The sequence below is a fragment of the Streptomyces sp. SCSIO 75703 genome (genome assembly GCF_036607905.1).
GTDB lineage: Bacteria > Actinomycetota > Actinomycetes > Streptomycetales > Streptomycetaceae > Streptomyces.
This window is the reverse complement of record NZ_CP144555.1, coordinates 164071-177288: the sequence shown is the minus strand read 5'-3', so window position 1 is coordinate 177288 and position 13218 is coordinate 164071. Positions and strand designations below refer to the sequence as shown.

At 75.8% G+C, this 13218-nt stretch carries 14 protein-coding genes; 7 read left to right on the top strand and 7 right to left on the bottom strand.

Annotated elements, in window-relative coordinates:
* Positions 1–88 precede the first annotated feature (88 nt).
* On the bottom strand, positions 89–430 hold the full coding sequence (locus VM636_RS00805; protein WP_037858257.1) for a DUF1232 domain-containing protein: 342 nt from the start codon (positions 428–430) through the stop codon (positions 89–91).
* A 208-nt stretch (positions 431–638) separates the two neighbouring features.
* Here VM636_RS00805 and VM636_RS00800 point away from each other — a divergent pair, with 208 nt between their 5' ends.
* The gene (locus tag VM636_RS00800) at positions 639–1199 is read left to right on the top strand and encodes a hypothetical protein (RefSeq protein ID WP_030420478.1); all 561 of its coding nucleotides are present in this window, start codon (positions 639–641) and stop codon (positions 1197–1199) included.
* Between the two features lie 52 nt (positions 1200–1251).
* Here VM636_RS00800 and VM636_RS00795 read toward each other — a convergent pair whose 3' ends face one another.
* From VM636_RS00795 to VM636_RS00775, 5 genes are all read right to left on the bottom strand, one after another.
* Entirely contained in the window at positions 1252–3381 is a 2130-nt protein-coding gene (locus tag VM636_RS00795) for a xanthine dehydrogenase family protein molybdopterin-binding subunit (protein WP_030420479.1), read from the bottom strand.
* Positions 3382–3419: 38 nt separating this feature from the next.
* Positions 3420–4412 (bottom strand): xanthine dehydrogenase family protein subunit M, encoded by a 993-nt coding sequence (locus tag VM636_RS00790; protein WP_030420480.1) that lies wholly within the window; start codon positions 4410–4412, stop codon positions 3420–3422.
* A complete protein-coding gene (locus VM636_RS00785) occupies positions 4409–4975 on the bottom strand; it encodes a 2Fe-2S iron-sulfur cluster-binding protein (protein ID WP_338482923.1) in 567 nt (188 codons plus the stop codon). The genes VM636_RS00790 and VM636_RS00785 overlap by 4 nt, the downstream gene beginning before the upstream one ends.
* Positions 4976–5170: 195 nt before the next feature.
* Positions 5171–6466, bottom strand: a complete 1296-nt coding sequence (locus tag VM636_RS00780; protein ID WP_234312595.1) for a hypothetical protein — start codon at positions 6464–6466, stop codon at positions 5171–5173.
* A gap of 246 nt (positions 6467–6712) precedes the next feature.
* The gene (locus VM636_RS00775; protein WP_037858260.1) at positions 6713–7072 is read right to left on the bottom strand and encodes a hypothetical protein; all 360 of its coding nucleotides are present in this window, start codon (positions 7070–7072) and stop codon (positions 6713–6715) included.
* A 402-nt stretch (positions 7073–7474) separates the two neighbouring features.
* Between VM636_RS00775 and VM636_RS00770 the strand changes: the two genes are divergently transcribed.
* The 4 genes from VM636_RS00770 to VM636_RS00755 all read left to right on the top strand — a co-directional run bounded on the left by VM636_RS00770 (position 7475) and on the right by VM636_RS00755 (position 9721).
* Positions 7475–7873 (top strand): hypothetical protein, encoded by a 399-nt coding sequence (locus tag VM636_RS00770; protein ID WP_030420484.1) that lies wholly within the window; start codon positions 7475–7477, stop codon positions 7871–7873.
* A complete protein-coding gene (locus VM636_RS00765) occupies positions 7870–8655 on the top strand; it encodes a hypothetical protein (RefSeq protein WP_030420485.1) in 786 nt (261 codons plus the stop codon). Before VM636_RS00770 ends, VM636_RS00765 begins: the two co-directional genes overlap by 4 nt.
* Positions 8656–8696: 41 nt before the next feature.
* Complete coding sequence (locus VM636_RS00760; protein WP_030420486.1) at positions 8697–9239, top strand: roadblock/LC7 domain-containing protein; 543 nt, start codon at positions 8697–8699, stop codon at positions 9237–9239.
* Between the two features lie 107 nt (positions 9240–9346).
* Positions 9347–9721 carry a hypothetical protein gene (locus VM636_RS00755; protein ID WP_030420487.1) on the top strand — a complete coding sequence of 125 codons (375 nt, stop codon included), beginning with the start codon at positions 9347–9349 and terminating at the stop codon, positions 9719–9721.
* 86 nt (positions 9722–9807) lie between these two features.
* Here the strand turns inward: VM636_RS00755 and VM636_RS00750 are convergent, their stop codons facing one another.
* Positions 9808–11172: an FAD-dependent oxidoreductase gene (locus tag VM636_RS00750; protein WP_030420488.1), complete on the bottom strand. Its 1365-nt coding sequence runs from the start codon at positions 11170–11172 to the stop codon at positions 9808–9810.
* 224 nt (positions 11173–11396) lie between these two features.
* Between VM636_RS00750 and VM636_RS00745 the strand changes: the two genes are divergently transcribed.
* Positions 11397–12908 (top strand): MFS transporter, encoded by a 1512-nt coding sequence (locus VM636_RS00745; protein ID WP_030420489.1) that lies wholly within the window; start codon positions 11397–11399, stop codon positions 12906–12908.
* A gap of 110 nt (positions 12909–13018) precedes the next feature.
* The gene (locus VM636_RS00740) at positions 13019–13192 is read left to right on the top strand and encodes a CsbD family protein (RefSeq protein WP_078855938.1); all 174 of its coding nucleotides are present in this window, start codon (positions 13019–13021) and stop codon (positions 13190–13192) included.
* Positions 13193–13218: the final 26 nt, after the last annotated feature.

Here is a 13218-nt window from a genome sequence, read left to right as displayed (position 1 = left end):
GCGATGGTCCCTGGTGCGCCGTCGCCTGGCGCGCCGACGTGCTTCGGCTCCCAGAGACTTATACGAATCGAACGGGTGATTGGTTTCCTCACGGAGCGTAGTCGTGGGGCGGTTCCGTGCCGGTCCTCCCGCCGACGTCCCCGCCGCCGGACGCGGCGCGCTCGCGTGCGCCGAGGGATCCGCGCATCGAACGCAGGGCGAGCAACAGCACCCCGACATCGTCCAGATAGACCGGATCGGGCAGCAGGTCGGCGGGGAGGAGGAGATAGAGCACGGCACCCCAGAACACCCAGCGGGGGCCGGTGGGCAGCCCGGCCCGCAGGAGGTCGCGCCGGGTGCGGACCAGCCGCACCAGCACGGCCACAGCCGCCGCCAGGGCCGTCGCGGCGAGCACCACCGCGACCGCGATCACCACTGTGGTCGTCTCCACCCCACCCCTCCTCACGGTGCCGGGCACACGCGCGTCATCCGGCGGATTCCCGCTGCGGCCCGCGTCATGGGTGCGTGGCGAGTCTCTCATCCGCCCGGCCCCTCCCGGCTGGCGCGCGGCGCCGGACACGCCCGTAATGGGCCACGCAAGGCGTGTCGCGCATCGGGGACGCAGGAGCGGCCGCAGGTTCCCATCCCACGGAGAGCACATGACCACCGGCTCGACAGCCACCCACCACACCGGAAGCCTCGCGGCGCGGGACGACGCGCCGCCCTCCGGGGCCACCGCCGCGGGCACCGGCACCCACCCGCTGCCGCCCCCGGGACCCGATCCCGAGGGCGACGCCGGACCACGGGATACCGCCGGTCCGCGGACCTGGCGGGTACCGGGCGCGGACGGTGCCCGCCAGGCCGTCCGGGCCGTGGCGGCCCTCGCCGCGTGCGGAGTGGCCCACTTCCCGCTGCACCGGCACGGCATGTCGGTGCGCGCCTACGCCGTCGTCCTGGCACTGTCCGCGCTCTGCCTGGCCCTCGCGCTGCTGCTGACCGGCCGCCCCTCCGGCCCCCTGCTCGGCCTCGCGGCCCTGCTCCCGGCGGCGCCCGCCGCGGCCGGACTGTACGGGAACGCCCACCCCTCGGGGTCGGTGGCCCGCGCGCTGGAGCTGACGCTCGCGCCCGCCTGGGCGGCCTCGGCGCTCGCCGCCACGGCCTCGCTGACCGCGCTCGCCGCCCTGTGGGCCCGTACGGCCCGCCCCGCGGACCGGCACTGACACCGGGTCGCGCCGGGCCCCGCACACGAGGCGGCCCGGCGCGGACGCGCCCTCACACGCCCAGCGTCCCCGGGGCGTGCGCGTGGTCGAGCAGACCGGTGAGGACCCGGTCGGGGGTGAGCGGCAGTTCCCGGAAGCGGACGCCGGTGGCGTGGTGGACGGCGTTGCCGACGGCCGCCGCCGAGCCGACGATGCCGATCTCGCCGATCCCCTTGCTGCCCATCGGGTTGAGGTGCGGATCGTCCTCCTCGATCCAGTGCGCCTCCACCGACGGCACGTCGGCGTGCGCCGGCACGTGGTACGAGGCCAGGTCCGACTCGACGAATCCGCCGAACGCCGGGTCCATCGTGCTGCCCTCGGTCAGCGCCATGCCGAGCCCCATCGTCATCCCGCCGACGAACTGCGACCGCGCCGTACGGGGGTTGAGGACGCGGCCCGCGGCGAAGACGCCCAGCAGGCGCGTCACCCGCACCTCCCCGGTGACCGTGTCGACCGCCACCTCGGCGAAGTGCGCGCCGAACGCGTGCCGCGACCAGGGGCTCGCCGCGCCCGCCGCGTCCGAGGTGTCGGCGCTCGCCTCGACCCCCTCCTCCGGCAGGACGCCGGTGTGCGCGGCGAGCCGCTCCGTGAGCCGGGCGCACGCCTCGTGCACCGCCCAGCCCCAGGACGCCGTGCCCGCGGAGCCCCCGGCCATCGGCGCGAACCCGATGCGGCTGTCGCCGATCTCGATGCGCACCCGCTCCGCGGGCACGCCCAGCGCGTCCGCGGCGACCTGCGCGCAGACCGTCCGGGCCCCCGTGCCGATGTCGGTGGCGTTGACCCGCACCAGGAAGCCCCCGTCGGGCAGCGCCCGCGCCGACGCCACGCACGGCGACACCAGCACCGGGTACGTCGCCGCCGCCACCCCGGTGCCCACCAGCAGCGGCCCGGCGGCACCCGAGCGCGGGCGCGGGTCCCGGCCGGCCCATCCGAAGCGGCGGGCCCCCTCCCGCAGGCATTCCACCAGGTGCCGGCTGCTGAACGGCTTCCCGCTGTCCGGCTCGGTCTCCGGCTCGTTGCGCACCCGCAGTTCCACCGGGTCCACGCCCGTCGCGCAGGCCAGCTCGTCGAGGGCCGACTCCAGCGCGAACATGCCCGGTGCCTCGCCCGGCGCGCGCATCCAGGACGGCGTGGGCACGTCCAGCCGCACCACCCGGTGCCGGGTCCGGCTGTCCGGCGCCGCGTACATCACCCGGGCGGGCACCGCGGCCTGCTCCACGAACTCCTTCACCCGCGAGCTGCACGTCGTCACCTCGTGCGTCAGCGCGGAGATCCGGCCCTCGGTATCGGCGCCCAGCCGCACCCGGTGCAGGGTCGTCGCCCGGTGCCCCACCACGGCCGGCAGGGTGCGGCGCGGCAGCGCCAGCGTCACCGGCCGGCCGGTGTGCCGGGCGGCCATCGCCGCCAGCACCACGTCGCACCGGGGCGTGCCCTTGGAGCCGAAGCCGCCGCCCACGTGCTCGGCCAGGACCGTGATCCGCTCCTCGGGCAGCGCGAACAGCCGGGCCAGCTCGGCGCGGACGGCGCTGGTGCCCTGGCTGGAGGTGTACGCCGTCAGCCGGCCGTCGTCCCAGCGGGCGGTGGTGGTGTGCGGCTCCATCGGGTGGTTGTGCAGCGGCGGCACCCGGTACGCGCACTCCAGCCGGGTCGCCGACGCGGCGAACGCGCCGTCCGGGTCGCCGTGCTCGGTGACGGCCGGATACCCGCCGTTCGCCGTCTCGGGCACGTACGCCTCCGGGTCGGCGGCGGACAGCGTCACGTGGTGCTCCGCCGCCTCGTAGAGCACCCGCACCGCCGCGGCCCCGTCCCGCGCCGCCTCCAGCGTCTCGGCGACGACCAGCGCGACGAACCAGCCCCGGTGCGGCACCCGCGGGTCCTGGAGCACGGACAGGGTGGGATCGTCCGGCTCGCCCAGCCGCGGCGCGTTCTCGTGGGTGAGCACCGCGAGCACGCCCGGCAGGGCGAGCGCGGGCCGGGCGTCGACGGCGGTCACACGGCCGCGGGCGACCGTCGCCGGCACCGGCCACGCCAGGGCCCGGCCCGGATGGTCGTACTCGGCGGCGTAGCGGGCGGCGCCGGTGACCTTCTCGCGCCCCTCCCGGCGCTCGGCGGGCGCGCCCAGCACGGTCTCGGTACCGGTCATGGGTCCTCCTCGGGGACGCCGCTGTGGGGCGGGTCGGGTCAGTTCGTGGCGGGCGGGGCCAGCCGGCCCAGGACGTCCAGGGCGAGCCGCCGGGCCAGCGGCACCTTGTAGGCGTTGTCCCGCAGCGGTTCCGCGTCCGCCAGCTCCAGTTCGAGGGCGTGCTCGAACGCGGCCCGGGTGGGCGCGGCGCCCCGCAGCGCCGCCTCCGCCCGCCGGGCCCGCCAGGGCCGGTGCGCGAGCGCCCCGAAGGCGAGGCCCACCCGCTCCACCACTCCGTCGGACAGCTCCAGCACGGCGGCGACGGAGGCCAGCGCGAAGGCGTACGACGCCCGGTCACGCGCCTTGCGGTAGGCCGAGGGCAGCCCCGCCGTGCCGGCCGGCAGCAGCACGCCCGTCACCAGCTCGCCGGGGCGGATCTCGGTGTCCCACTCCGGATGGTTGCCGGGCAGCCGGTGGAACTCCGCGGCGGGCACGGTGCGGGCGCCCCCGCTGCCGTACAGCTCCACGCGGGCGTCGAGGGCGGCCAGCGCGACGGCCATGTCGGAGGGGTGGGTGGCGATGCAACTCCCCGAGTAGCCGAGCACGGCGTGGTCGCGGTGGACGCCCTCCAGCGCGCCGCAGCCGCTGCCGGGCACCCGCTTGTTGCACGGCATGGACGGGTCCTGGAAGTACGGGCACCGGGTGCGCTGGAGCAGGTTCCCGCCGGTGGTGGCCGCGTTGCGCAACTGCCCCGAGGCGCCCGCCAGCAGCGCCTGGGACAGCACCGGGTAGCGGTCGCGGACGGCGGGGTGGGCGGCGAGGTCGCTGTTGCGGACCATCGCCCCGACGCGCAGCGCCCCGTCGGGCAGCTCCTCCACCGACCTGAGCGGGAGCCGGGTGACGTCGACGAGCGCGGCGGGCGACTCCACGCCGAGCTTCATCAGGTCCACCAGGTTGGTGCCGCCGCCCAGGTAGCGGGCGCCGGGGTGGGCGGCGTACGCGTCGGTGGCCTCCTCGACGCTGCCCGCCCGTACGTAGGCGAAGGGCTTCACGGGATCACGTCCTCGATGGCGTCGGCGATGCGCGGGTAGGCGCCACAGCGGCACAGGTTGCCGCTCATCCGCTCCCGGATCTCCGCGCGGTCCAGCGGCACGGGTTCGCCGGAGGGCGCGGCCGGATCGGTGACGTGCGAGGGGTGCCCGGCGGCGGCCTCGGCGAGCGCGCCGACGGCGGAGCAGATCTGGCCGGGGGTGCAGTAGCCGCACTGGAAGGCGTCGCGGTCCAGGAACGACCGCTGCAACGGGTGCAGATCCTCGCCGTCCGCGCCGAGCCCCTCGACGGTGGTGACCTCGCTGCCGTCCAGGGCCACGGCGAGCTGGAGGCAGCCGTTGACGCGGCGGCCGTCGACCAGGACCGTGCAGGCGCCGCACTGGCCGTGGTCGCAGCCCTCCTTGGCACCGATCAGCCCCAGGTCCTCGCGCAGGAGGTCCAGCAGGACGCGTCGGTGGTCGACGGTGAGCGTGTGCGGTTTGCCGTCGACCCGCAGGGTGACCTCCGAGTGCGGGGCCTCGGCGGGGCGGGGCGCGGGTGCGGCGCTGTCGTGCTGGCTGTCCATGGCGTCGGTGACCTCCCGGGACGGGCCGTGCGGCTGTGCCGTCCGCGTATCCACCGAGCCCCGGCTGACACGTGAGGGTGCCCTCAGCGGGGGCCCGGCCGCTCCGCCCTCGGGCGGGGCCCGGGGCCCGCGAGCCGGGAGGGGCGGCCTGCCGCGGTCCGTGCGGCCAGGCCCCGGGCGGGCCTCGCGGGGGCGTCAGCCGGCCGAGGTGTCCCGCTCGCCCGGCTCGTCCCGCTCGCCGCGGCCGGGCGCCGTGTCCCGGGTGGCCCGCGTGTCCGGCTCTTCACCGCGGGCGGGCGCCCCGCCCAGGGCGTCTGGTTCGTTCGGTTCATTCGGTTCGTTCGGTTCGCCCGGCTCGGCGGGCGTGGCAGGGAGCCGCGCGGGGGCCGGGCGGGCCGCCTTGCCGGGCATCCGGAAGCGCTCCAGGGCACGGCCGAGCTGTTTGAACGGCGACCCGGCGGGCGGCGCCGGCCTCCGCGCGCCGCCGGGGGCGACCCCGGCGGACTCCCGGTAGGCCGCCAGGGCCTCGCCCGCGCTCTCGGCCGCCTCCCGGTACAGGTCCCGAGACCGCGTCATGGCCTCCAGCGCCTCCGCGTACATGGCCACCAGCCTGCGCTCGCGGGCCAGTTCCTCCTCCAGCGTCAGCAGCCGCCAGTCCTCCCGGAGCCCGGTCAGGGCCGTCCCCACGTCCCCGGTCAGGGGCCGGGGCAACGCGGCGAACGCCGACACCGCCGCGATCAGCTCGGCGGGCTCGGTGCCGTCCAGGAAGACGCTGCGCACCCGGAAACCGGGGGCGGCGTACCCCTCGGGCGCGGGGGAGCCGGGCAGGACGGCGGCGCCGCCGCGCGGCACCTCGACGCCGAGGTCGTCCAGGGCCCAGTTGACCACCCGCAACTGCTGCGGGGCGGCGCGGTGCTCGACCACGAGGTGGCGCAGGCTCGCCGGCAGCCACCCGGCCAGCGGCACCCGGCCCCGGTGGTCGGGGGTCATCGCCTCGTGCACGACCACGTGGATGTTCCATGGGCTGCGCGCGGCGTCCTTGAGCAGCCGCCGGGCGGTCTTGTCGTCCTCGGGGAGGTTGTTGATCCCGCGCAGCCGCAGCCCCGTCGCGGTGTCCCGGTCCCAGGTGACGTCCGGGTCGTCCGGCCAGAACATCGTCGCGGGCGACGGCCACCCGAGGTCCCAGGGCTCCTCGGCCTCCGCGAGGAGCGTCCACACCTGACCGCCCGCCGAGGCCGGTTCCAGCAGGAGCCGGGCCCGTACGGTGACGTCCCCAGGGGCCCGCCAGCGGGCCTCGAAGACGCGGGGGCCGGGACCGCCGTCCTGCCGGGGCTCCTCGGGCAGCTCCGTGAAGTCGTCGAGCGCGCGGCTCTCCCTGAGCCGTTCCAGGGTGTGCCGGACGGTGTCCTCCGCGGCCGATCCGACATGGCGGCCGCGAGCCGTCCACAGCGTGGGCGGAGTCGTGGGGCGGGCGGTACGAGAGGTGGGCATGAGTCCAAGGGGAGGCAGGGGCAGGGTGAATGTCCAGTATCGTCGCCGCTGATCAGCGTCCCCCACGCGGGGGGCTGCCACCCGGGCGTGTCGCGACCCCGTTCCCCGGCCGCCCTCGCGTCCCGCCCACCCCGGTGACCTGCGCTCGCCAGGCCCGCCCGGCCCGGGGCACGGCGGACCGCCACCGAGCCCCACGCCCGCGGGGCTCCCCCGGACGGGCGAACGCCCCGCCCGCCGGACCCGTCCTCAGCGGCCGCCGGCCCGGCGGGTGGAGGGGCGGTCCGGACGGCCGCCCACGATGTCCGTGACACCGGACTCGTCGGCCGTGTCCTCGCCCGCCCGGGGCGTACCGCCGCCGCCGGGCTGCCCTCCGCCGGTGGAGCCGTAGCCGCCGGGCACGCCCGGCACCCGTTCCGCGTCGGCTCGCGCCCGGCTCACCCGGCGCGTGGCCCGCACGCCCGCGCGGCGTTGCGGATACCGGTACGTGAAGGGGCGGGACGCCGCGCGCTCCCGCTCGCGGCGCTCCATGGGCGGGGTGTCGTCCCGGCCGTCCCGGCTCTCGCGGTGTTCCCGGTCGTCCCGTGGTTCAGGGGTCTTGCCAGTCATGACCGCCGAGTACCCCCGCCCGTACCGCCCATGTGGCACCAGGCGCCCCGGGACCGGCCGGGCCGGGCCTCGCCGAGCCGGGGCCGGAGCCCGCGCCGTCGCCCGACGCCGCCGCGCGCCCCGGGCGCACGGGGGCGTTCCGCGCGCCCGGGGTGTGCGGCGCCCACCCGAGGCCGTTCCCGTCCGCCCGTCATCCGCCCTGGGGCGAGCCCGTCCGCACCGGGCGGCCCCCCGCCCGCGATTCCCCGGGAACCGGCCGATACGCGGCCGAAATCCGCCAGTATGGCGCATCGCACGCACGTTCCTCTGGAAAATGCCAAAGGACTCACCGCGCTCGGACACTTTCCGTAGTGTCGCAGTCACGTTCGCGGTACAGCCGTGACAGGGGAGGGGGAATCCGGCGTGCCCGGAATCGACGAGAGCCTGCTGGAAGCCATGCGACTGCCCGGCGCACGGGGCGCGTCCCTGGTGGACTGGATCAGCGGTCTCGCCCTCGGCGCCGTGGGGGAGGCGCCGGGCGGCGACGCGGAGGCGACGGCCGCCGAGACCGCCGAGCTGGCCCGCCAGGTCGCCGAGAGCGGATCGCTGGCCGTCGGCGCGGACGGTGCCGTGCCCGAGGCGGAACCTCCGGTGGAGGACCTGATCGTCACCACACCGGACGCGTACCACCTGCTCCGGTACGTGAGCACGCCCTTCGACAGCACCGTCTTCCTCCATCTGTGGCTGGACCGTCACGACGGGAACCTGGCCCTGGCCCGCATCCGGCTGGCCGAGCTGGCGGACCGCCTGGTGCTCGGATGACCCGGGTGAGCACCGCCTGGACCGCGCACGGGACCACCTCGGACGCCCTCGGCGCACTGGCCCGCGAGGGCGCGACCGGCGCCCTCTCCGGCGAGCGGGGCGTCGTCCACCTCGCCGCCGGCCGGGTCGTGCACGTGGAGTCGGCCTTCACCCCGGACCTCGGCGCGCTGCTCACCCGGAGCGGCGCCCTCACGCCGGACGGCTGGTGGGACGCGGTCGACGAGGGCGGGGCCCGGCACCGGGCCGGTCACCACCTCGTGGACAGCGGGCGGCTCGCCGCGGGCGCGCTCGAGGTCTGCCACCTGGGGGCGCTGTTCGACGCCGCGTACTTCGTCCTCGCCCACGACAGCCGGGCGCACCGCTTCCGGTCCGGCGCGGCGCACTGGCTCGGCGCGGTCCGCTCCGTGCCGGTCGACAGCGTCGTACGGGAATCCCGGCGCCGCCGCGACCTGCTGGAGCGCATCTGGCCGGACCCCGCCCTGGACACCGTGCCGCTCACCCGGGTGCCCGAGGCGGACCCCGCCGACCTCCCGGCCCGGCGCGGCCGGACCCTGACCCAGGTCGACGGCGTCCGCACCGCCGCGGACATCGCGGCGGCGCTCGGCTGCCACACGTACCACACGCTCGTCGAACTGCGTCGACTCGCCGCCGCGGGGCTCGTCACCGCCGCTCCGCCGCCTCCCGCGCCGGCCCCGCCGGGCCCCGGCACGCCGCCCGCCGTATGGGACGACCCGGACGCGGCCCTGCTGCGACGGCTACGAGACGCCTTGGAGGCCCTGTGATCCGCGCGCGTCGCCAGCGTGCCGAAAGGAGACTGCTCATCATGGCCGTCGAGAGCGACGTCCTGGAGGAACTGCACCGACTGCGCAGCCGCGTGCCCCAGCTCACCGGCTCGCTCGCGGCCACCGTCGACGGGCTCGTCGTGGCCGCCGACGCGCCCGGCACCGAACCGGAGGGGCTCGCCGCGCTCACGGCCGCCGCGCTCGGTGTCTCCCACCGGATGGCGGAGGCCACCGCGCGTGGCGGATTTTGCGAACTGCTGCTGCGCGGGGCCGACGGCTACGTCGCGACCTACGCCGCCGGCCCGGCCGCCGTGCTCACCCTGCTCGCCGAGGGCCGGGTCAACGTGGGCCGTCTCCACCTGGAGGGCCGGCGCAGCGGTGCCCGCATCGGCGAACTCGTCGCGGCCCGCCTCGCCCCCGAACGCGGCCCGGCCCCCGCACGCCGGTCACCCCCTGCGCACGGCAACGGCGCGGCCCTGCCCGCGGACCCCGCCCGGCCCATCGGCACCCTGCCGGTGCGCACCCCGGCGCACCCCGCCCACCAGCCCGTCCCCCAGGCCGACGGCCACCGTCGGCCGACCTGAACCGTCCCCGACGCGCCTCGGCGGAGTGGGCTCAGCACGCCCCTCGCCGATCACGCACCGTCATGTACTGATCACTCATCGATCACGTCAGGAAAGGAAGAGCACGCATGGCCAACCTGGAGACCTCGCTCAAGGAATGCCTCAGCTCCATCGACGGCGCCACCGCCGCCGCCCTGGTCGACTACACCAGTGGCATGGCGCTCGGCACCCTCGGCGGCGGCAAGGAGTTCAACCTGGAGGTCGCCGCCGCCGGCAACACCGACGTCGTGCGCTCCAAGCTGCGCACCATGGAGCACCTCGGCCTGAAGGAGGAGATCGAGGACATCCTCATCACCCTCAGCAACCAGTACCACCTGATCCGCCTGCTCAAGGGCCGCGGCGGCAACGGCCTCTTCCTGTATCTGGTGCTCGACTCCCACCGCGCCAACCTGGCGATGGCCCGCCACCAGATGCGGCGGATCGAGAGCGAGCTGGAGATCTGAGCCCACCCGGCGCCAGGACGGCCGGGGGCCCGGCGGGATCTCTCCCACCGGGCCCCGGCCGGTGCCGTCGCGGTCGCGCCGGTGCCTCAGGCGCCGCTCTCGCGCAGCATGTCCTCGCGCTCGACGAGCTTCACGCGGGCCCGGCCGTGCGGCTCGCCCAGCGCCTTCTCCGCGGCGTCCAGCCGGTACCAGCCGTCCCAGGTGGTGAAGCGGACGTTCCGCTCGGCCAGGAAGGCGTCCACGGCCTCCGGGGCGGGCGAGGCGGGCGTCAGCAGCCGCTCGTGGGCGTAGTCGTCGAGCAGGCTGGCGACCGTCTCGTTGGCGTCGCCCTTGGTGTGCCCGATCAGGCCCACCGGACCGCGCCGGATCCAGCCGGTGACGTACGTCGACCGCAGGTGCTCGCCGGTCTCCTCGATGACGCGCCCGCCCTCGTCCGGGACGGTGCCCGAGTCGAGGTCCCAGGGCAGCTTGGGCAGCGGGTCGGAGAGGTAGCCGACGGCGCGGTAGACGGCGCTGACGTCCCAGTCCTTGAAGGTGCCGGTGCCCTTGACGTTGCCCGTGCCGTCCAGCTCCGTGCGCTCGGTGCGCAGGCCCACGACCCTCCCGTCCTCGCCGAGGATCTCGGTCGGGGACTCGAAGAAGTGCAGGTACAGCTTGTGCGGCCGGTCGCCGGCGTCGCGGATCGCCCAGTTCTCCAGGGTCTTGGCGACCATGTCGGCCTGCTTGTTGCCGCGCCGGGTCGCGATCGAGCCCTCGTCGTAGTCGATGTCCTCGGGGTCGACGATCACCTCGATGCTGGGGGAGTGGTCCAGCTCCCGCAGCTCCATCGGGCTGAACTTCGCCTGCGCCGGACCGCGCCGCCCGAAGACGTGGATCTCCCGCGCCCGGTTCGCCTTCAGGCCCTCGTACACGTTGCCCGGGATCTCGGTGGGCAGCAGCTCGTCGGCGGTCTTGGCGAGCACGCGGGCCACGTCCAGGGCGACGTTGCCGACGCCGAGCACGGCGACCTTCTCCGCCTCCAGCGGCCAGGTGCGCGGCACGTCCGGGTGGCCGTCGTACCAGGAGACGAAGTCGGCCGCGCCGTACGAGCCGTCCAGGTCGATGCCCGGCACGGACAGCGCGCGGTCGGCCATGGCGCCGGTGGCGAAGATCACACCGTCGTAGAAGGCCCGGAGGTCGTCCAGGCTGATGTCGGTCGGATAGTCGACGTTGCCGAAGAGCCGGATCTGCGGCTTGTCGAGCACCTGGTGCAGGGCGGTGATGATGCCCTTGATCCGGGGGTGGTCGGGGGCGACGCCGTAGCGGATGAGCCCGAACGGGGCGGGCATGCGCTCGAAGATGTCGATGGAAACACCGGGTTCGGCGGCCACCTCGGACTTGAGCAGGGCGTCGGCGGCGTAGATCCCGGCCGGGCCGGAGCCCACGATGGCTACCCGCAGAGGGCGGGGCATGGTCAGGTTCCCTTCGAGCGATGACAGTGCGATCGATGACAGAGCGATCTCGGAGGAAATCTTAAACTAAGGCAAGCCTAAGTCGGTACGCGGGTCCGGTCTATGGCCCCATAAGGCAGCCTTATGGGTCCTCTCAGTCCGGCTTTGGTGTTTGAAGCGGCGGCACCGGGTGACGCAGCCGTGAGGCGCGGGTGGCCGCGCCGGCGGCGGCGAAGGGAGTCCCCGTGAACCTCGGCACCCGGGCGGGCGGACGCGGGCGCGGCCAGGTGCCGCACGGGGAAGGCCCCGATCCGAACCGCTGGCGGGCCCTGTGGGTGACCCTGGTCGCCGGGTTCATGATCCTCCTCGACGTCACCATCGTCGCCGTCGCGCTGCCCTCCATGCAACGCGAGCTGCACGCCTCGGCCGCCGCCGTCCAGTGGGTCGTCTCCGGCTACGCCCTGGCCTTCGCCCTGATCCTGGTCACCGCCGGCCGGGTCGGCGACGCCTTCGGCAGGCGCCGGGTCTTCCTGCTCGCCCTCGCCGCCTTCGTGGTGTGCAGCGCCGGCGCGGGCGCCGCCCCCACCATCGGACTCCTCGTCGTCGCCCGCCTCGCCCAGGGCGTCGCCGCCGGCTGCCTCGCCCCGCAGAACTCCGCCCTGATCCAGCAGCTCTTCCAGGGCGAGGAACGCGGCCGGGCCTTCGGTCTCTTCGGTGCCACCGTCGGCGTCTCCAGCGCCGTCGGCCCGGTCGTCGGCGGCCTCATCCTCGCCCTGGCCCACGGCGCCCACGGCTGGCGGTGGATCTTCTACGTCAACGTCCCCATCGGCGTCGTCGCGCTCCTGCTCGGCGCCCGCCTGCTGCCCCGCGTCGCCCCCGGCGGCCGGGGACGCCTGGACCCCGTCGGCGTCTGCCTCCTCGGCACCGGCATCCTCGCCCTGATGCTGCCGCTGGTCCTCGCCGACGCGGGCGGCGTGCGGCGCCTGTGGTGGCTCTTCCCGGCCGGAGTGCTGGTGCTGTTCCTCTTCGCCGGCTGGGAGCGGCGGACCGTGCGGCGCGGCGGAGCGCCCCTGCTGGACCCCGGACTCCTGACCGAGACCCGCGGCTACGCGACCGGCGCGGGACTGGGCGCCCTCTACTTCGTCGGCTTCAGCGGCGTCTGGCTGGTCTTCGCCCTCTTCTTCCAGAACGGGCTGGGCTTCTCGCCGCTCATGTCGGGCCTCGCGGTGACGCCCTTCGCCGTCGGCTCCGCCGTCGCCGCCGCCGTCGCCGGGCGGCTGGTGGAGCGCTTCGGGCGGCTCCTCACGGTGTGCGGACTCGTCGCCGTCATGGCCGGGCTCGGCGCCACCGCCGTGGTGCTCTGGCTCGCCCCCGCGGACCGGGCCGCCTGGTACGCCGCCCCGGCCCTGCTCGTCGGCGGCCTCGGCAGCGGCTGCGTGATCTCCCCGAACGTCACCATGACCCTGCGCGACGTGCCGGTACGCATGGCGGGCGCGGCGGGCGGCGCGCTCCAGACGGGGCAGCGGCTCGGCGGCGCCGTGGGCACGGCGGCCCTGCCGGGGCTCTTCTACCTGACGCTGAGCGCGACGAGCGACGACTACCACGGGGCCGTGGCGCTGGCCATCGGCTGCGGGCTGGCGGCCATGGGGTGCGCGTTCGCCGTCGCCGTCCTCGACTGGCGCCGGGACCGCGCCGCCGGCCACCGGCACTGCCCGCCGGAGACCTCCCACAGCCACACCCACGCCGGTCACGGCTAGGCCCTTTCGTCGGGATCACGCCGGGCTCGCGGGGCCCGGCATGTTTGAGCGGGCCGGAGCTGGTGACCCGCACGCCGTCAAACGAAGCCAACACCGAGAGGTGAGCGACTGTGGCCGGCAACGAGAAGTCCAAGTCCCGGATGGAACAGGCCAAGGGCAAGGCCAAGGAAGCCGCCGGCCGTGCCGTCGGCAACGAGCGCATGGAGGCCGAGGGCCGCGCCGAGCAGGCGAAGGGCGACGCCCGCCAGGCCAAGGAGAAGGGCAAGGACACGTTCCGGCACTGACCCTCCCCCGGAGAGGGGCGACGGAA